The organism is Trichocoleus sp. DQ-A3 (genome assembly GCF_039961975.1).
Lineage (GTDB): Bacteria > Cyanobacteriota > Cyanobacteriia > Cyanobacteriales > FACHB-T130 > FACHB-T130.
Genome location: NZ_JAMPKC010000008.1, coordinates 149,300 through 169,384 on the forward strand (window position 1 = coordinate 149,300; position 20,085 = coordinate 169,384).

A 20,085-nucleotide genomic window follows, 5' to 3' on the forward strand; every position below is an offset into this window, starting at 1 on the left:
TCATGGCAGTTAGTTTGGAAGTAGACTCTCCACGTTCTGAGACTTTGCACAAGTATTTTGCACAAGTATAAGAGTCTGCCAAGAACCAGTTCCCATCACCAATGCGATCGCATCAATATTCACCCAGTAGCGATCGCTGTCCCAAGCAAATTTTTGAAAGGAGGGCTAAAGCGATGCCCGACGCGACTCAGACTAACGCGACTCAGACTAAGCTAACCGATACCGTGCGCCAGATTGCCCACCCGCTCACAGGTGCCACCTCGGACTACGACCCCTTAATGGAACTTGTTGGCGATGCCCGCTTTGTCCTGCTGGGTGAGGCATCCCACGGCACCCATGAATTTTATCAAGCGCGAGCCGAAATTACCAAGCGGCTGATTCAAGAAAAAGGCTTTACAGCGATCGCTGTCGAAGCCGATTGGCCCGATGCTTACCGCGTCAACCGCTACGTCACTGGTGTCAGCGACGATACCACCAGTAACGAAGCACTCTCTGGTTTTGGACGCTTCCCAGCGTGGATGTGGCGCAACGCGGATGTGGTCAACTTCATTGATTGGCTGCGCCAGTACAATAGCGCCCTCCCTGAAAATGCCACTAAGACTGGCTTCTACGGTCTTGACCTCTACAGCCTACACCAGTCAATCGCCGCCGTTCTCGACTACCTTGACAAAATTGACCCAGAGGCGGCAGAACAGGCGCGTCACCGCTACTCGTGCTTTGAAGACTTTGGTGAAGACGCTCAATCCTACGGGTATGTCGCCAACTTCGATGTTGAGGAATCCTGTGAGAGCCAAGTTGTCAACCAACTTCTAGAATTGCAACATCGTGCTAGCGAGTACGCCCATCGGGATGGTCGCGTGACAGAGGACGAATTTTTCTTTGCCGAACAGAACGCACGACTGGTCAAGAACGCCGAGGAATACTACCGCTCAATGTTTCGTGGTCGGGTATCGTCGTGGAATTTGCGCGATCGCCACATGGCAGAAACGCTGCAACACCTCGTCGCTCATTTGGACAAACAAAGCGATCGCACTAAGGTCGTTCTGTGGGCGCACAACTCCCATCTCGGTGACGCCCGCGCCACCGACATGAGCGCACACGGCGAACTGAATGTCGGTCAACTGGTACGCGAACAGTACGGTCGCGACGCGGTACTCGTCGGCTTCAGCACCTACACGGGAACCGTCACCGCCGCCTCAAATTGGGACGCACCCGCCGAACGCAAGCGCATCCGTCCGGCAGTCCCAGACAGTTATGAAGGGCTGTTTCACGATACGGGTTTGCCACGCTTCCTGCTCCCCTTACGCGACAGTGGCTCATCAATCAAAGGATTGCGGGAGCCTCGATTGGAACGGGCGATCGGTGTCATCTATCGACCCGAAACCGAGCGGAGCAGCCATTACTTCCACGCACGGCTAGCCGACCAATTTGACGCCATCATCCACTTCGACGAAACCCAAGCAGTGCAGCCACTAGAGCGTGCCGGATGGGAGACAGACGAAGTGCCAGAGACTTTTCCCTCTGGTTTTTAACTCGCCTCGCAGGAAGTCCCATGCTCTACCGGATCGAGGGGGAGCGGGATGAAACCCCGGCTGTTGACAATACTCCTGTGACCCATGCCGTTCGTGTAGAGTCTCCAAGAGAAGGCGAGGAAAGAGGAGATGGAGGAAACAGCCAGTTATTAGGCCCCACCGTAGATTTATGAATCGGCTTCTTCCCGCGAACAGGGACGGCTTCTCCCTGAGACTTTGGTACCGCATTCTAAGCGTGGAATTCTCCTCCAGCACGGCGACTTAGCTAAAACGTAATATATTTAGTTAGGTTTTTTGGAAAAAATTGCGGCATGGGGATTGAGGTACTGTGGAGTGCTGAGTCGATTATTGGAGTTCAGCGCTTTTTTGGGGCTAGCTGGAGTTGGTTCTTTAAGACCCTCACCATACTAGGGACAGTTCCAGCGATCGCCGTGGTCTTTGCTGTGGTGTTGTGGATCTGGGGGCGAGAGCTTGCCTACGGCTTGCTGGGTATTATCCTCTGGGCAACCTTTACAAACGTCCTGATTTGGACACTTTTCCCTGTGGCGCGTCCGCACGACCCGCAGATCGAGATCCGGGAAAAACAAACAGTACCGTCCTTTCCCAGCGGACACACCGTTACTGCAACTACCCTGTGGGGAACGTTGGCTGCGTTCGATCGTATCCCGATCGTGGTTGCGGGGGGTATTGTTGCGGGGGTGATGCTGAGTCGCCTATATCTCGGCGTACACTATCCGGTAGACTTACTCGGTGGTGTGTCGATCGGGCTGATCCTGGTGCTGACTTATCAGCGTTTGTGGTTCGTGCTTTTGCATTGGTTCTCCGGACGCCCCTTTCGATTTTTCTTAATCCTCGGTCTTTCCGCACCCGTTGCAGTGTTTCCTTTCACCGGCTTTTTGCCCCAAGCTTGGGAAATTTTTGGTGCTGCACTGGGTATGGGAATTGGAATGCCCCTGGAATATTGGTACGTTCATTACTCCCCAGATATACTTCCCTTCCAAAAGCAAATGTTGAAGCTGGCGGTCGGTTTGGGAGGACTTGCCATGCTCGTACTGGTGCCTCGCCTCATCGGCATTTACGGGGTGGCGCTTGAGGTGGTGACATTTGCGATCGCGGCACTGTGGATCGTTTTCCTGGCACCGGCATTGTTTGTACGCATGAAACTATCATCGACAGGACTGACGTAGCCATTCTGCAATCAAGCTGAAAACAGGCAATTGGGATTAAAAAAACGCTCCTTTCAAACGAATTTGCTGGAAGCGATGGATGCTACCGCCTCCCGCTGCGCTAACGCATTGCAAACGATTCCCCTGACAAGTCACTTCTGCCCCATCTAGCCAAGCTTGCTGCACTTCCATCCCGTGAAGTTGCACTTGGACACTGGCGTAAGGGAAAGCATAATCCCCGTGTTGTTCTTCCCAGGTCAGTTCTAAACCGTTCTCGTCCCGCACCATCCGGAACCGATCGAGCCGCGATTCTCCATATCCATCTCCGGCGTCGCTGTAAAGATGAGCTTCGCCGGTTCCTTGCACGGGTAGATAGAGGTGGAGAATCAGTTGCCGATCTTCCTCCATTGGGAGAATACTCCCCGCCCTCACCAGCACCGGAATCTGCTCTAGCGGTGCATCCAGATTCACCAGCTGCGAACCTTCCAGTACGGCATCATCCCAGAAACGATACCAACGACCCTTGGGTAACAGGACTTCACGCGATCGCGCTTTATCCTCGACAATCGGACAAATCAGCAGTGCATCGCCCAACAAGAAAGCATCTTCTACATCCCAAAGTGCAGATTCATCGCTGTCAGCCCAGAAAAGCGGACGAACTGGAGAATAACCCTTCTGGCTTGCTTCCCAAGCCAATGTATAGAAGTAGGGCAGCAGTCGGTAGCGTAATTGCAAGAATTGCCGAATGATACTCAGGTAAGGTTCGCCATACGTCCACGGCGTGCGGTGTTCAACGTTATTAGAAGAATGGGTGCGGCAAAAAGTCAGAAAACTTGCCATCTGGAACCAGCGCAGGTAAAGTTCAGCACTCGGATTTCCCTGAAAACCGCCGATATCCGGGCCACTATAAGGAACTCCCGATAGTCCTAACCCCACCACTGTCGCCACCGTCTGCCGCAACGCCGCCCAAGTACACTCAATATCGCCCGTCCAAGTCCAAGCATAGCGCTGGAGTCCTGCCCAACCCGAACGCGAAACAATGAACGGGCGTTGATGGGGTCGATGTTCCCGCAGACTTTCGTATCCCGCCTCCGCTTGCAGCAATCCGTAGATATTATGAGCCTCGCGGTGGTCGCCCCCTCTCCCTTCCAGGAAATGCCGCGTCGGTTTGGGAAGAGAGCGATCGCCCCAAAGAATAAAAGCAGCGGGTTCGTTCATGTCGTGCCAAAATCCCGCCACGCCGACATCGAGCAAGTATGCATACTGCCGACTCCACCACTTGCGTACCGTTGGATTCGTATAATCGGGGAAAACTGACCAACCGGGCCAGACCGGGGCAACAACAAGCTTGCCGTTGGGGTGTTTGCAAAACGCATCGAGAATCTGACCCTCTAAGAATAAGTTGCTCTGGCGGCTGTACTTAATTCCTGGGTTGAGGATGGCGATAAACTGCACCCCCAACTCAGCCAGTTCTTGCGTAAAACTTCCTAAGTTGGGAAAGCGTTCCGGGTCAATTGTGAAGGCTCGGTATCCCACCTGACAGTCAATATCTAGGTGAATTGCACTCAGCGGCAAATTATGAGCCTGAAATGTCTTCGCTTCTTTTCGGACTGCTTCTTCGGTACCATATCCCCACTTCGACTGATGATATCCCAAAGCCCAGCGGGGAGGCAGGGGAGAACGTCCCGTCAGCTCCGTGTAACGCTCTAGTAGTTCCGCAGGGGAGCCGGAGGTGAAGTAGTAACGCAGCGATCCTCCATCGAAGTCGGCTGTGGCAACATCCGCAAACGTAAAATTGGCATTAAAAGAATTTTCATAGAAAACCAAATAACTGCCCGCGGAGTGAAGCCCCCAATAAACCGGAATGCAGATATACATCGGATCTGAACCGGGGGCATACATCCCAGCCGCGTCATAGTTCCACATCCGATAGGTTTTCGGTTGCTGGGTAACTTCTCCTTTCTTTGTCACCTGCCTGGCTGCACGTAGGTTGAGGGAGGAAGCGCGTTCTCCCAAGCCATAAATGCGTTCTTCTTCTCGCAGTTGGGCTTTGTGAATCCATCCCCCGTCTTTTCGCTGCGGCGGGAGTTCTTCCCGTAAGGTTTGTCCAGAGGTGTCGCAGAATTTCAGACTGCCATCGATTCCGACGATAACCGTGAGATTGTGGCTCGAAACCGTCCAACCCTCCGCCGTTTCTTCCAGCGTCGTCTCGACTTCCGACCACTCCTGACGAGCGATCGCATATGGAATCGGCGGTATCCCCGGCTTCCAATCCACGCGGATTAAATCGCCAGTCAGAAAACAAATTTCTAACTCTGCTTGCTCGAAGTAAAAATTAGCACCTCGATTGCTTGGCTCGCCCCGCAGTAATTTTCCGGGGTTGTCAAAAGCTTCCTCGGCTGGCGGATTGAGAAACTCTTGTTCAATGCGATCGCGTTGACGAGAATAGACCCATGCCTGCGGCATATAACTCACATAGAGCAGCGATCCTAGAACAAAACGTATCTTTAGCGATATTTCTTTGAAGAGACTCATCGTATTTATGCCAGAACAGAGCTAATCTTTTTAACCGATTTAACAAATCTTTTAATCGAGTAACTCTTCAAGAGAAAAGCAAATTTATCCTGGGAATCTCATCAATCCTAAGTATGATCTCTTGAATTAAAATCTCAATATGCTAAAAAATATTCTGGTGATTAAAAAGACACGGTTGACAAATTCTGGCAGAGCCGGGTTGAAAGCCGTTGAGAGCGGGTTTCCTCTAGATAGCCAGTATAGACAAGGGTTGTCGCGTCTCCATCTATACTTTTTGAGTATAAATAGACAGAAAATGAATAAGCAGAAACTAATCAGAAATGTTAGTTTTTTTAGTCAAATTTAAGCCCCAAGATAGGGTATTTCTCTAAACCGATGAGTCTAAGCTGAAAAAGATAAATTCATTTAAATTGAGGAAAAAATTATGCCAGGTGGTCATGCCAGTCATAAAAGCACTTCACCAAAACCCAACACGAATGCGAATGGTCGGATTGATACTGCGGCTGACCTCTCAGTAGAGCCAGCCGATCTTCTGGATGAAGGTGTTGATGCCAGAAGAGCCGAAGAAGAAAGTCCGGAGAATGCCGCCGCGACTCAACGACCGAATCAAGGCGGATCGGGGCAAGAACAGCAGTAATCGGCATTTATAGACCATTGCCAATTAAGATGAAGGGTGCCCAATAATAAGGGTGGCTAAGGCGATCGCTAACATTACCGGGTATATCGCGAATCCGTTCGACGACAAAAATGCCCCGTTCTTGACCCAAAGCTGTATAGTCGCCGGTAATCAAGGCGATTTGTGCTTGGCGGAGGGATTCAGCTTTTGGGGTATTGCCATTTTCTAAAGCGGTATAGAAAGCATTCATCAGTGCTTGGGTACCGCCATCATCGACCGTCCACAAAGACGCGATCGCCGCCCTCGCACCCGCCTTTTGCATCAGGTACCCAAAGCCTAAAATCTCTTTCCCATCACCTAATTGACCGCCGACTCCGGTTTCACAGGCAGAAAGTACGACCAGATCGGTGTTTTTCAAAGGCCAAGTTTCGACATCGCGGAAATTTGCGCGATCGCCATTGCCAAATAAAATGAACGAATCTTCAGGTTTCCCCGTGACAAAGGCGGCATGAGTCGCGAAGTGGAGGATAGAATAATCGCTGATCCGGGCTAATATTTCCTTTTCGCTAAAGTCCCGGTTGAGTAAACCTGTCGTGTTAGGAAGCATCGCCGCCAAGTTTTCGACTTCCTTTCCTGCAAAACGCAATCCTCCAAAGTTGAAGTTGCGATCGCCGACTTGAAAGCTGTAATTTCCCTGACTGAACGCACCCGCTAAAATCTTAGGCGCTTGGGGTTTCTTGTCCCACTCGATCAAACTCAAGGCAGTGATATTATTGACGCGGTACTTCTGCACCAACCACTGATTGCCGTCATACAAAGCCGCCAGGGGAATGTAGCGCAGTTGCCCGTCTGGGGCATAGATAATGGTCTGGGCGTTCGCTTCTTTAAGGGCAGCTTCTATCGGTTGAATGAGCCAATTGTAGAGTTTTTGGGCAGGTTCTTTCGCATTCGCGTTCGGATTTTTCAAAGCTGAGCGAAAATCGACAATGGTGCGGTTGAGTTCTTCTCGTTTGACGGGGACAGTTTGATGAATCGGAGGCGCGTAGGGGGTAATAAGTACCAGTTCCAGGCGATCTTCGAGAATCAGCGGATAGAGAAGAACGGCATCTTGTGCCAGTTTCTTGAGGTTGTCCTGTAAACCTACAAGCATTTGCGGGCTGAGGTTTTCGCTGCCTGTAGTTTGGTTCAGTTGCCCGACAAGAGCGACAATTTGGGGAGAACCGATGAAATCGAGAAATTTTCGAGTTGTTGCCCGCTGAGCGGTTTCAATCTGTCGTCGGCGCTGTTCCTGCTGTGGAGTGCGATCGCTTGCGGGAATTTTCTGGAGTTTCTGTAGTTCTTTACCGATTTGGACAACAGAAGCTAGTTCAGTATTGTACTCGCCCAAAAGTCGCTCTTCTAAGGGTAGATATTCCACCCCCGGTTTTGTATTTTCGTTCCCTTGTACGGTGCGGAGGTAATCGTCGAGTTCTTGAACTTTGAGCAAGTCGAGGACTCGTTGCGCTTCGAGTACCCTGTTTTCTTTGAGCAAAAGGTCAGCGAGACGACGATAGGTGGCTGCAACGGTTTCGGTGTAAGACTGCTGTTGCTCTTTTGGCAGGCTTCTTAAATCTTTGCGAATGGCTTCCGTGACATTGACGGATTGTTTGAAGAAAGCGATCGCTAATTCTGGCTGTTTCTGTTCTTCTAAAAGCAAACCAATATTATTGAGGGTTAAACCTTCCCCTGGCTTGTCGCCAATTTCTTTAACAATCGATAAAGCTTGTTGATAAAATTCCAAGGCTTTTGGGTACTGTTTCTGGTCGTAGTAAACTGCCCCAATATTATTGAGGGTTGTCCCTTCCCCTGCCTTGTCGCCAACGTCTCTGCGAATCGCTAAAGCTTGTTGATAAAACTCCAAGGCTTTTTCGTACTGTCCCAGGTTGTAGTAAACTCCCCCAATGTTATTGAGAGTTGTCCCTTCCCCCGTCTTATCGCCAATTTTTGTGCGAATTGCTAAAGCTTGTTGATAAAACTCCAAGGCTTTCGGGTACTGATTTAATTTTCGGTGAACTAACCCGATGTTGCTGAGAGTATTTGCTTCCCCTGCTTTGCTGCCAACTTCGATGAGAACCGCTAAAGCTTGTTGATAGAATTCCAAAGCTTTCGGATACTGTCCCAGATCCGAGTAAACTAACCCAATATTGTTGAAGAGCAACCCTTTCCATGCCTTGCCACCAATTTCTTTACCAATCGCTAAAGCTTGTTGATAAAACTCCAACGCTTTTGGGTACTGTCCCAGATCGGCGTAAACTAACCCAATATTATTGAGAGTCATCCCTTTCCCCGCCTTGTCGCCAACTTCGGTAAGAATCGCTAAAGCTTGTTGATAGAACTCCAACGCTTTTGCGTACTGCCCCAGTTCGCCGTAAACTTCCCCAATATTGTTAAGGGTGCTTCCTTCACCCGCCTTATCGCCAATTTCTTTACCAATGGCTAAAGCTTGTTGATAAAACTCCAAGGCTTTCGGGTACTGCCCCAGATCGCTGTAAACTCCCCCAATATTGTTGAGAGTGCCTCCTTCACCCGCCTTATCGCCAATTTGTTTACGAATGGCTAAAGCTTGTTGATAAAACTCCAAGGCTTTCGGGTACTGCCCCAGGTTGTTGTAAATTAACCCAATATTGTTGAGGATGTTTCCTTCCCACGCCTTAGCACCAATTTTCGTGAAAATGGCTAAAGCTTGTTGATAAAACTCTAAAGCTTTCGGGTACTCTCCAAGGCTGTTGTAAACTGCCCCAATATTGCCGAGGTTTGCCCCTTCTCCCGCTTCATTCCTAACTTCTCTAGCAATGGCTAAAGCTTGCTGATAAAACTCTAAGGCTTTCGGGTACTCTCCAAGGCTGTTGTAAACTGTCCCAATGTTGCCGAGGGTTGTCCCTTCCCCCCTCTTATCGCCAATTTCTCTGCGAATGGCTAAGGCTTGGTTAAAGAACTCTAGCGCTTTGGGATACTCTCCAAGGCTGTTGTAAACTGCTCCAATATTGTTGAGGGTTGTCCCTATCCCTGCCTTGTCATCAATTTCTCTGCGAATGGCTAAGGCTTGCTGATAGAACTCTAGGGCTTTAGGGTACTGACTCAGTTTGCGGTAAACTAACCCGATGTTACTGCGAGTGTTTCCTTCCTCCGCCTTGTCCCGACTTTCTACAAAAATCGCTAAAGCTTGTTGATAAAACTCTAAAGCTTTGGGATATCGATCCAAGTTGTCGTAAGCTAGCCCAATGTTGTTGAGGCTGACTCCCTCGCCTTCGCGATCGCCAATTTCTCGATTAATCGCTAAAGCCTGCTGGAATTTCTCTAAGCCTTCTCGAAATTGACCCCTATCTAATTGCTGAAGTCCCTCTGCGTTCAGCCGCTTCGCCTCCGCTTTTCTATCTTGGGTCGTTTGTGCTTGAACTACCAGCGGCTCAAAGTTTGAGGTAAGCGGTAAAAGGGGAAATGTTACCGAAAGTAGTAGAGTCGCAGTAGTAAAGCTGAGGTATCTAAGACGGTAGTGCATTGGGAAGTCCTCTTGCCGCTTGGTAGATGGCTTGCTCCCTTATCTATATCTTTATCTGAGCCACAGTTATGTAAAAATTTGCTCAATTATCAAGCACTCCGGTTAGTGGCAAAGCTCATAGCTTGCACCATTGCTAAGTCGAAGGGCATTTGTAGAGACGCGAAATTGCATACAACTTAATTCAGCGAAATTCTTCTTAAGTCGGCTCACTTAACAGCAACAAGGCGAAATGATAACAAGTTTTAGGGCAATTAAAATTCTTAAACTGCGATTCGCTCTTAACTGAACTGAATTGAGAAATCAAGACTTACAGTTTGGATGGTAAAAGCTTCCTCCTCCCTGTAAGATTCCTCAAAACGATTAGCGATTAATGGGTGCTACGCAATTTAGATTGACTGCGGACGTGACCATTTTGCGAAAAGCGCTCTGCCAAGATTTGTTGATAAACTGCTTCGTAACCGTCCGTCATCCGTTGTGCGCTGAAGTGGCTTAGCACGTGTTCTCGACAAGCGTAGCGGTTCAATTGGGCAGCTTTATCAATTGCAGCGATCGCTTCTTCAACGTTGTGGGTCAAAAAGCCTGTCTTCCCGTGAGCAATCACTTCTGGCGTAGAACCCATCTTCATTGCAATCACTGGTGTTCCCGATGCCATCGATTCAATCATGACTAACCCAAACGGTTCGCGCCAGGTAATTGGGAATAAAGTTGCAACAGCCCCTCCCATCAATGCATTCTTTTGAACATGGTTTGCTTCACCTAAATATTCAATCTGCTTACCATCAATGTGAGGCTTGATTTGCTGCTCAAAATATTCCACATCAACGACATCCACTTTCCCTGCCATCTTTAAGTGCCAGCCAGAACGCTTAGCAATTTCTATTGCCAAATGCGGCCCTTTTTCCGGTGAGATTCGACCTAGAAAAGCCAAGTAAGGGGGGTTATCCGGCTGGGGGTAAAACTCATAAATCGTTGGATTGATGCCGTTATAAACTGTAGCGACGCAGTTCAGATTTAGTCTGGGTTCCCGCTGATCATTGGAGATACTAATGAAAGGTTGACGACGGGCGTGCATAAACAGCTTTTCATTGTCTGGGGTAAAAATGCCATGCAGGGTGTGAACAGTAGGCGTTTTTACCAGATTCGCATAAGGCAAGACAGCGCAGCCCATGTGAGAGTGAATGATATCAAACTTATCTGCTTGCTCGTAGACTCGACTCAATTGCAGCATTTCGTAAATGCTATATTCCTTCACTGAGGAGTCTAAACGGAGTGCTTGTGGATGAACAGATTCTAATTTAGCGAGACTGATGGAATCACCAGATGCAAACAAAGTGACCTCATGACCGCGCCGGACTAATTCATCGCAAAGTAACCCGACAACCAATTCAATGCCGCCATAGGCTGGAGGTGGAACACGCTCCCATAAAGGAGCCACCTGTGCAATTCTCATCACTAACCTCTTAATTGTAGTAAGGTCTAATTTAGATTAGAAGAGGCTCTGTTCTATAGATGTTTTGTTCCTTGTGAAGGATTTTCTAAACAGAGGAAATTACTTCACAAAATTTTAATAAAGACTATTTTGTTTTGCAAATGCTACTTTAGGCGGAAACCTGGAATTAAGAAGGTAGAGATATCCGAACCCAAAAAATATAAAATTTGAGATATTATTTTAAGAATTAAAATACTTGTATTATGAGAATTTTGCGCGTAATAATCTCTTTTTATCTGGCGCTATAACAACCCTATTGGAATTGTGAATCAGCAGAACAGATGACCGACTTCCTTAAAGAAGTCGGTCATCTCGCTCTCACGCATCATTTAGGACTGCTATACCTTTCCGGGAGCAATCGGGCAAAACATAACTAACATGTGAGGTGCGTTCCAGTTACCTCCCACTCAGCTCAGTATTGAAGTAACCGATTAGCTTCCCACAACAGGTTTCGTTGAGGCAGCACAATAACTATCACTCACGACTGTAGAGGTAGAAGACATCTTTACAACTTGTCTGCCAGATTCTCCGGAGTGCAACTGTTTCTCCGGATGCATCACAATCTTCTTACAAACAACTTGATGGCTGCCTACATCTGCAAAGCTCCAGATGTAATTTTCAAAGTCACTGCTAGTCGCGTTAGCTGGAGATAGCGCTAACGCAGACAATAACACTATCTCCAAAGTTAATAGAGCTACGATCGCAATTCTCAGCATAGTATTTCTACCGAACTAAAAATTTTCCTCATCTGTATTTCTCTAATTATTCCCTGAATTTTCGTCTTCGTAAAGAACCAGGCTTAACCTGGATTCCAGGGAGATGCAACCGTACCACGCTTCAATCTCCAGCTGCAACACTACTGGAGATTGAAGGCTGCTGTGGGTGTGTATTTTAAAATCTCAGTTCAAGCCACTGATGCGGCGATTGAAGCAGCACTTAACAGACAAATTGGAATAATCCTTTAACTTGTGGGAATGCACAAAGCTGTTATGTGAACAAATTAACCGCGATCGCACTTGCAGTGATTGCGATCGCGTTTAGTTGTCGTTTCAGCAACAGACGGAATTGCTCCCGTCTGCTGCCATGTTTCTCAGGAGGAATGGAGGATGCGAAGCGCGTTAATTAGGAAGCGATCGCTGATTCAGCTTGAGCCTGGTCGTTATGACCGTTACCTTGTTCGCTGTTCGCTTCTACCGTCGTGGAAGCATTTGTGGAAGCATTTGTTCCAGCGATTTCCTTTGGCATCGCTATAGCGCTATCGCGCATGGCTACGCTAACGCTGCCCACGCCTTGGCTTTCACCCAAGTTGAGTCTGACCACTCGGCGTTGCGCTTCTTCCACCTTAGGTAGAGTCAGCGTTAAGACGCCATTCTGGAAGTCAGCTTGTACCCGCTCGTTTTGGATATGAACCGGCAAAGGAATCATCCGTTGGAATTTACCGTAACGAAACTCCGAGCGGAAATATCCTTTCTCTTCAACCTTGTTTTCAGAGCGGTGTTCCCCCGAAATTGAAACTGCATCACGAGTCACTTGGACATCGAGATCCTTAGCTTCTAATCCGGGAAGTTGTGCCCTGAGAATGAGGTTGTCATCCATATCTTGAAGTTCAACCAAAGGCGTCCAAGTCATCTCAGACTCGCGGTTGCCTCTTGCAAGTTCCTCAAACAGTTCGTCAAATTGACGGCGTAAGGTTTCTATTTCGCGGAATGGTTGCCAACGTATTAGTGCCATACGTTCAGTTACCTCCGTTATAGACTTAACTCACTCAACGTTATCGTTTGATAGGCTCGCGCACAGCTTCTTTGATTGCGATTACTTAATATGGAGAAGCTGCTTTACCTGAGGCAAGAAAATAGTCTTTTTCAGTAACTGGGTACACTGCTAATTACTTTGAGAAAGCAGCTTTCAGTCACAAGACTTATTTACTTGCCTTAATCTAATATTGTTCTATCCAAAAAATTTTGTCATTAGGGAAAACCCTACTTAGTAAGTAATGCTTTCAGCCCCTATCGTAGGGGCGCACAACCGCGAACCTTTCCTGCTCGTGTACGGCAATAACGAATGCGTAAGGTGGTCAACACCGTCCCGCTCGATTTCTCTAACTTTATACAATAGCGACAGCGTGAAGGACTCAAACCAGGAATCCTTCCCTCAGATGTTTATGATTTATCTTCCAGTTTCACTACTTCTATTTATCCTGTTCCTGCTGCTACTACCTTTTCTGTGATTTGCTTTAGCGGTGGATGTGGTGCAAATTGCGGTAGCCAAGCTAGGATTTTCTCCCGGTATGGCTGTTTTATTACTAACAGCAGTTATTCTGGGCAGCACTATCAATATCCCCCTCTATCGAGTGGAATCCCAAGCTGACTTGATCGATGACTTTACCTCCTTCTGGTTAAGGCAATTCTGGGGGATTCCTCTGAGGAAAGTGCGGCGTTCAACTGTCGTAGCTTTAAATGTGGGAGGCGGATTAATTCCGCTAGTTGTGGCGCTGTACCAATTTACCCGTGCAGATCCGCTCTTCATTGTCCTAGTGACTGCAATTGTCTCGCTTGTTAGCTACTACGGGGCGAAAGTGGTGCCGGGAATTGGTATTCAAATGAGTCCATTATTGGCTCCCCTAACCGCTGCGCTGTCTGCCATTGTGATTGCAGGGGTTCATGCTGCTCCTGTCGCGTTTGCTGGGGGCGTATTGGGAACGTTGATTGGTGCGGATTTGCTGCATCTGAAGGAAATTAAAGCAATGACACCAGGAGTGCTGAGTATCGGCGGAGCCGGAGTCTTTGATGGCATTGCTTTGTGCAGTCTTTTTGCCTTGCTATTGACTTAAATTGACACTCCTAGGACGGAAGCCTCTGGGAGTCTCGATTCAGCACAAACGTAAAGCTTTCGCCAGGAAGCCATAAAGTGACCCAGATCGTACTCGTGCTGCGATTGAGTTCGCCATTTCTTGTGATTTGAATCACAAGAGGCGGCTAAAAGAATCACTTTTTGCTATCCCATCGCATCACCAATGACAACCGGAAATTCACCGATATTATAGATATCGAGTTCAAGTCCAAACGATGCCTTCTATCCAACTTCTCCCCACCGCCCTCTCTGAGTTATTCGCTCAAGTTACTTATTCTGGTTCCCTGACGCTTGCTGACCGCTACGGACTTATGGCAGCGCTACTCGATGATTCGCTGGGTGAAGAAGAGAGAGATGTCATCGACCGTCTGCTTCGCGCCGCGTGTAAAGGACGGCTTTCGTTAGTGGAGCAAATTTCGGCTGTCATGTAGAGAACAAAGCGGACGGGACTCTAGATAAAAAATAATCGGACTCGAAAGAACTCGCTCCTCAGTACACCCCAGATGGGTACTGGGGTTTTTTGTTTTTAATCGCTTTGATTTGGCGAACGTTGGAGTTTAAATCAACCTGAGTTTGGGATAAGAAAAGAAGGAGACGTGTAAGCTGAAATGAGTTAAATCTATAATTCAGCCAGTTCCTCCCATATCTAGTGCCAGAAGAACTTTTATGGCACATCGACGATTTGTGCTGCCACTTTGAACCCTAGTGGCGAAAGTCCCTGCTTCAGCAGCCAAAACCCAGAATTTAAGCTGTACAACGGTCGTGTTCAGCGGCAGCAGATCGCCTTTGCATCTACACCAAGATATCTAAACTTTCCGCTGCAACAGAGTGGTTGTACTACGCCACAGCAGTGGTTGATCTACAGCCTTTCAAGCAGGATGGATGACTTGACCTCGAACTGGGAGGAAGATGGAAAACTCAGTGCCTTGCCCTAACTCCGACTGGACTTCCAGCCGACCATCATGTTTCTCTAGCACAATCTGACGAGCAATCGCTAAGCCTAACCCCGTTCCCTTGCCAACCTCTTTAGTGGTAAACAAATGATCGAAAATCTTAGTTCTAACTTCCTCATTCATGCCTTTACCATTATCATTAATGCGAATTTCAACCGTATTTTGTTCTGGTAATAATGCAGTTTGAATCGCGATCTGTTGGGGATGATGTTCTAATTTTTCAAAGGTTGTTTGCTGTGCCATTTCATCGAACATATCAATCGCATTAGCCAAAATGTTCATAAACACCTGGTTAAGCTGACCGGGGAAGCAATCAATTTCAGGGATTTCACCGTAGTTTCGGATAACTTTAATGGCAGGCCGATTTTCATTCGCGTTGAGTCGATACTTGAGAATTAACAGCGTACTATCTAACCCTTCGTGCAGCTTGGCGCTAACTTTGTGTTCCGTATCGGCACGAGAGAAGGTACGCAGACTGGTGCTGATGCCTTTGATGCGATCGGTCGCTCCTTGCATTGAGTCAATTAACTTGGGTAAATCCTCCAATAGAAACTCTAGGTCAATTTCTTGAGCCAATTCAGCCACCGAACCAGTAGGCGGCTGCTGCTGCTGATAGGTGTCTAAATACTCACGCAGGTCTTTTACATAATCTTTGGCATTATTAATACTGCCGTTGAGGAAGCCGACTGGGTTATTAATTTCGTGAGCAACTCCTGCCACCAAGTTACCCAAAGTCGCCATTTTTTCGTTTTGGACAATCTGAAGCTGAGATTCTTCAAGCTGTTGAGCATAGGCTTGGGCTTGCCGATAGAGGCGAGCATTCTCCAGGGAAATCGCAGCTTGGGCACAGAGCAGATTCAGCAACTTAACGCGATCGCGGGTAAAGGCTCCTGTTGCCAGATTATTTTCCAGATAGACCATACCCAGCAACTTGCCTTGTTGCAGAATGGGGCTGCACAGCAGACTCTTGGGCTGTTGGTTTTGGATATACACATCACCGATCAATAGCGGCTCTTGCACAGCGTTGGTAATCACGGCAGACTGCAAGTTGCGTTTGACTTTTGTTACCAGGCTGATAGGGATTATACCGCTATCGACAAGCGGCTGCGCCGGATGCAGAATCTGCGTTGCGATTTGACCCGATTCCGTAAGCTCTGCCTTAGCCTGAACCGTGAGATTTTGTTCCTCACTCAACATCAAAGCGCACTGCGTCGCCCCTGAGGTTTGTATTACCGTAAGTAGGAGAGTGCCAATTAACTGCTCAAGCTCAATTTCACTAGAAAGAGTTTGGGAAGCTTTGAGGATGGCAAGCAGATCCAGGGAATCAGAAATACTGGTAGAGGAAGTATTCGTAGCGGTGACAGTTCCAGTGGCAAATACGGTTTCGTCAATAGAGAATAGTGTCTGCGTTTGTTGGAGGATGGGAGCCAGTAGCTGAGGATAGCGAGTTTCTAAGTCGGCGAGTTTGGCTTTCGCCCCCCAGCGAGCATAGCCATAATAGGCTTCAATCATATAAGCTTGGGCGATCCGCTCTTTGTTCCAAGCCAGGTAAAATTTTGCCGCTAGTTCATTGGCAAGGGCTGCTTCCTGAGGGTAGCCATTGGCTTTGGCACCGGCGATCGCTAGGTCATACAGTTCTATCGCTTCCGTTTTGCGATCGAGAACGCGATGTTTTTCAGCTTCTACCAGATGATATTTGTGCAAGTAATTCATGGGGCCATAATCTGCCCACTCTTTTAGCTTGGCTTGATTTTCTTGCATTCGCTGCCATCTAGGTTCTGACTCCAACATCGATTCTGGCGGAGTTGCCAGCACGGTCAGAGAATCATAGAAATATAAGATCGGTTCAACGGTACTTCCCATCCCACCGGCTAAATACTGTCGGGTTTGAGTGGCATCGTGTTCCGCTCTGGCAAAGTCTTCCAGCCAGTAATTCAATGTGAATCGATACAGGTAAAAGAAAGATAGTCGATAAAAATCGACTTTTGCCTCATCCAGAACTTGTTCTTCATAGGCATCCTGGCGTAGGAGAATCTCTTCCTCTGACTCACCCAAAAGAATTTGAGCCGCTTGCCAGTAAGCCAAAACACAGTTTGCTGCCGTGACTTGGTGGAGGTCGCACAACTGTTGGTAATAGGCGCGAATTTGAGGTTCGAGTTCAGCGAGCGGTTGACCGCACCAATAAGCATTGAAGCAGTACAACTGGGCATCGTAGCCCATAAATTCTAGATTGCCAGTTTCCAATCCAGCTTGATAGCCTTCCAGCAGAATAGCCAACGTTTCTCGCAGATGGATCGTCCAGTGACCCACATATCCCCCCATTAACAGGGCTGTTGCGGCTCGAATATTTTTGGCATCTGGCTCTGAGGCGAGTTGGTATCCTAATTGCCCAAACTGAGGCACCTTGGTCATGTCTCCCCACAATATCCTCAGTTGAAAGGCGTAACCCGCGTAGCAGTAAGGGGAAACCGGACTATTGCCAAACTGAATTGATAATTTAACCTGGAGGGCTACGACCAGAAAATAAAGCTTTGTGCCGGACATATAGCAGACGGGGGTCAGTCGCGCTGCATTTTGCATAATCGCAAGCTGCTGAGGATCGCTCATGGGGGGCAGATGAAGAAATGACTCAATGGCGCGATCGCCAATTAAGGCATCAATTTCCTGCTTCAGGAGCCGAATATCCTCTAGCGTTGTTTCGTCCGGCAGGTTCACGCCCAACATTCGGAAGACCGATTGACCGATCGCGATCGCCTCGACAAATTGATTGCGAGCGACCAATGCCTGGATTTTGACTTGATAGACTTGCACCTGTTCTAAAGGCGTTTTCGCATGATGAATCACCGATTCAATCCACCGATCCATCTGCTCAAAATCGCCCACCAAGAAAGCGACCTCGGCAGCTAAGTCATGTAGGGATAGGGTCTTGTTGTACTGCCGTTGCCAAGCGTCTGTTCCTAGTAGTTCCAGACCTACTTTGGCATATTCACGGGCGGCTTGATAGGCGGTCGCCAGTCTAGCTTTTCGACAAGCTGTGAGGTTGAGTTGGGCGAGTTCGTCCCTTTCCGATTGTTCCTCAACCAGCGTCGTGCCATAGTTCAACTGATTGACGATTTCAAAAATGCGCTCTTCTCTGGCGGCAGGGGAAACTTGTTGCAGCAACAGTTGCCCGATTTGGTAATGAGTCGTCTGTTTTTGCTCGTTAGGGATGAGAGAATAGGCGGCTTGCTGAACGCGGTCGTGAAGAAAGCGATAGGAACAGTTAAAGGTTGCTGCCTGGTTGACTTCTGCCACCTGAAGTGGTGACGGCTGATAAAACTTATAGACCTCGGCAATCGGTAAAATCACGCCTTCTTGCAAGGCTTTCCAGAGATCGATGGCGGTATCTTCGGGCGATCGCTCATTGACAATCGCCAAGGTTGCCAAATCGAACTGAGCGCCAATGCAAGCTGCCAGTTTCAAAGCAGTCTGGGTTGCAGCAGGTAATTTTTGCAACTGAAGTGCCATAAACTCGACGACATCATCCGTGAGCGCGAGTAACTTCACCGTTGCTAAGTCGCACTGCCAATGTCCTGCCTGGGAATCAAACGAAATATAGCTGTCCTCATGCAGGGCTTTGAGAAATTGGGTGAGGAAGAAGGGATTTCCCTTGGTTTTTTGACAGACCAACTCTGTCAATGGCTGAGCTAATTCAATCGAGCAACTCAGCGTATCTGCCGTTAACTGATTCACATCCCCTTGGCTCAGGGGTTCCAGGGTGAGGGTATGGATCGGGGTTTCAGCTTTTTTGACCTCATCGAGCATCAGCATCAAGGGGTGAGTCGGGAACACTTCGTTATCCCGATAGGCTCCGATGATGAACAGATAACCGCGTTGCTTGCCGCCGTAGGCATCGCGCTCTGTCAGCAGTAGCTTCAGCAAGTTCAAAGAAGCCGAATCAGCCCACTGCAAGTCATCCAGGAAAATCACCAGGGGATGCTCTGGGGTGGTGAACACGGTGATGAACTTCTGGAACAGCAGATTGAAACGGTTCTGAGCCGCACTGCCGCTCAGTTCTGGCACCGGCGGTTGCGAGCCAAGTACCTGTTCGAGTTCAGGAATCACCTCAATCAGCACCTGACCATTGTCACCCACTGCCACCAGGATCTTCGCTTTCCACTCTTGCAACTGCACGTCATCATTGCTCAGCAGTTGACCCATCAGGTCGCGGAAGGCTTGGACAAAGGCGCTAAACGGAAGATTGCGGTTGAACTGGTCGTATTTACCTTTGATGAAATAGCCATGCCAACGCACAATCGGCTTATGCACTTCATTGACGACGGCGGTTTTGCCAATGCCGGAAAACCCGGCTACCAGCATCAGTTCGGAGGCTCCGTTGGCAACTCGTCCAAACGCATCAAGCAAGGTTTGAACTGCTTGTTCTCGTCCGTAGAGTTTTTCGGGAATCAAAAAGCGATCGCTGATATCCCGTTCACCTAAGTTAAACCAGGCGTGTTTGCTCGCAACATCATACTCTTGCTGGCATCTCATTAGATCGTGCTTAAGACCGAGGGCACTTTGATAGCGCTCTTCCGCATTCTTAGCCATCAGTTTGCGAAGGATTTCACCGAGCAGGATGGGCAAATCTGGGTTGAGATCGCAGACAGAGAGGGGTTGCTTCGCTATATGGGCATGAACCATTTCCATTGGCTCGTCAGATGGGAACGGTAACTGTCCTGTGAGCAGTTCAAAAAAGGTAATTCCTAAGGAATAGAAATCGCTGCGATAGTCAATCCCCCGGTTCATCCGCCCGGTTTGTTCTGGTGAGATATAGGCTAGGGTGCCTTCTAGAATGTTGGGATTTTGAATCTCTTGGGTTTCGCGGGGTAACAGGGAAGCAATGCTAAAGTCAATTAGCTTAATCTGCCCAGTTTCGGGTTGAATCAGAATGTTGGCGGGTTTAATGTCTTTGTGAATAATTCGTTGCTGATAGAGCTGCTGGAGGACATCCACAATTTGCAGAGCAATTGGCCAGAATTGTTCAACCGTCAGCGGGGAAGTCTGGATGTAATGACGTAGAGAGATGCCACCAATATCTTCCATCACCAAGGCATAGCCATGAGCATAGGGTTCTAGACTCATCGGTTGGACAATGCCTGGAATGTCGAGATTTTTTGCGATCGCATACTGATTGCGAAACTGCACCAATTCGCTAAAGCTGGGATATTCGTGCCGCAGTGTCTTAATCACCACCGGACATTGCTGTAACCTTTGCACTCCTCGATAGACAGCTGTCCTAGAACCTAGATACAGTTGCTCAACCAAAGTATAGCCAGAAAGTTTTGGGAATTGCTGTACTAGAGGAGTCATTAGGTTTAAAAAGCGAGCTTTAACTTTATTCCTAGTATTCCCTAAAATGTTACGTAT

At 48.3% G+C, this 20,085-nt stretch carries 11 protein-coding genes and 1 pseudogene; 6 read left to right on the forward strand and 6 right to left on the reverse strand.

Features of this window, described 5'->3' with window-relative positions:
• The first annotated feature begins 173 nt into the window (after nt 1-173).
• The 3 genes from NDI44_RS14850 (at nt 174) to NDI44_RS14860 (ending at nt 2,719) form a co-directional block, all read left to right on the forward strand.
• On the forward strand, nt 174-1,532 hold the full coding sequence (locus tag NDI44_RS14850; RefSeq protein WP_190412292.1) for an erythromycin esterase family protein: 1,359 nt from the start codon (nt 174-176) through the stop codon (nt 1,530-1,532).
• A 20-nt stretch (nt 1,533-1,552) separates the two neighbouring features.
• Complete coding sequence (locus NDI44_RS14855) at nt 1,553-1,705, forward strand: hypothetical protein (RefSeq protein WP_190412239.1); 153 nt, start codon at nt 1,553-1,555, stop codon at nt 1,703-1,705.
• 138 nt (nt 1,706-1,843) lie between these two features.
• Nucleotides 1,844-2,719, forward strand: a complete 876-nt coding sequence (locus NDI44_RS14860; RefSeq protein WP_190412240.1) for a phosphatase PAP2 family protein — start codon at nt 1,844-1,846, stop codon at nt 2,717-2,719.
• A 36-nt stretch (nt 2,720-2,755) separates the two neighbouring features.
• On the opposite strand, the gene NDI44_RS14865 is transcribed toward NDI44_RS14860, so the two are convergent.
• Nucleotides 2,756-5,233 carry a glycoside hydrolase family 31 protein gene (locus tag NDI44_RS14865; protein ID WP_190412241.1) on the reverse strand — a complete coding sequence of 826 codons (2,478 nt, stop codon included), beginning with the start codon at nt 5,231-5,233 and terminating at the stop codon, nt 2,756-2,758.
• Between the two features lie 424 nt (nt 5,234-5,657).
• Between NDI44_RS14865 and NDI44_RS14870 the strand changes: the two genes are divergently transcribed.
• A complete protein-coding gene (locus NDI44_RS14870; RefSeq protein ID WP_190412242.1) occupies nt 5,658-5,870 on the forward strand; it encodes a hypothetical protein in 213 nt (70 codons plus the stop codon).
• A gap of 7 nt (nt 5,871-5,877) precedes the next feature.
• Here the strand turns inward: NDI44_RS14870 and NDI44_RS14875 are convergent, their stop codons facing one another.
• From NDI44_RS14875 to NDI44_RS14890, 4 genes are all read right to left on the reverse strand, one after another.
• Nucleotides 5,878-9,387 carry a tetratricopeptide repeat protein gene (locus tag NDI44_RS14875; protein ID WP_190412243.1) on the reverse strand — a complete coding sequence of 1,170 codons (3,510 nt, stop codon included), beginning with the start codon at nt 9,385-9,387 and terminating at the stop codon, nt 5,878-5,880.
• Nucleotides 9,388-9,754: 367 nt separating this feature from the next.
• A complete protein-coding gene (locus NDI44_RS14880) occupies nt 9,755-10,837 on the reverse strand; it encodes a glycosyltransferase family 4 protein (protein ID WP_190412244.1) in 1,083 nt (360 codons plus the stop codon).
• 470 nt (nt 10,838-11,307) lie between these two features.
• Nucleotides 11,308-11,592, reverse strand: coding sequence for a hypothetical protein (locus NDI44_RS14885; protein WP_190412245.1), 285 nt, complete (start codon nt 11,590-11,592; stop codon nt 11,308-11,310).
• 406 nt (nt 11,593-11,998) lie between these two features.
• Complete coding sequence (locus tag NDI44_RS14890) at nt 11,999-12,607, reverse strand: Hsp20/alpha crystallin family protein (protein WP_190412246.1); 609 nt, start codon at nt 12,605-12,607, stop codon at nt 11,999-12,001.
• A 430-nt stretch (nt 12,608-13,037) separates the two neighbouring features.
• Between NDI44_RS14890 and NDI44_RS14895 the strand changes: the two are divergent.
• Nucleotides 13,038-13,706: pseudogene (locus tag NDI44_RS14895) on the forward strand (DUF1614 domain-containing protein).
• A gap of 235 nt (nt 13,707-13,941) precedes the next feature.
• The gene (locus NDI44_RS14900) at nt 13,942-14,157 is read left to right on the forward strand and encodes a hypothetical protein (RefSeq protein ID WP_190412247.1); all 216 of its coding nucleotides are present in this window, start codon (nt 13,942-13,944) and stop codon (nt 14,155-14,157) included.
• A 438-nt stretch (nt 14,158-14,595) separates the two neighbouring features.
• Here the strand turns inward: NDI44_RS14900 and NDI44_RS14905 are convergent, their stop codons facing one another.
• On the reverse strand, nt 14,596-20,028 hold the full coding sequence (locus NDI44_RS14905) for an ATP-binding sensor histidine kinase (protein ID WP_190412248.1): 5,433 nt from the start codon (nt 20,026-20,028) through the stop codon (nt 14,596-14,598).
• Nucleotides 20,029-20,085: the final 57 nt, after the last annotated feature.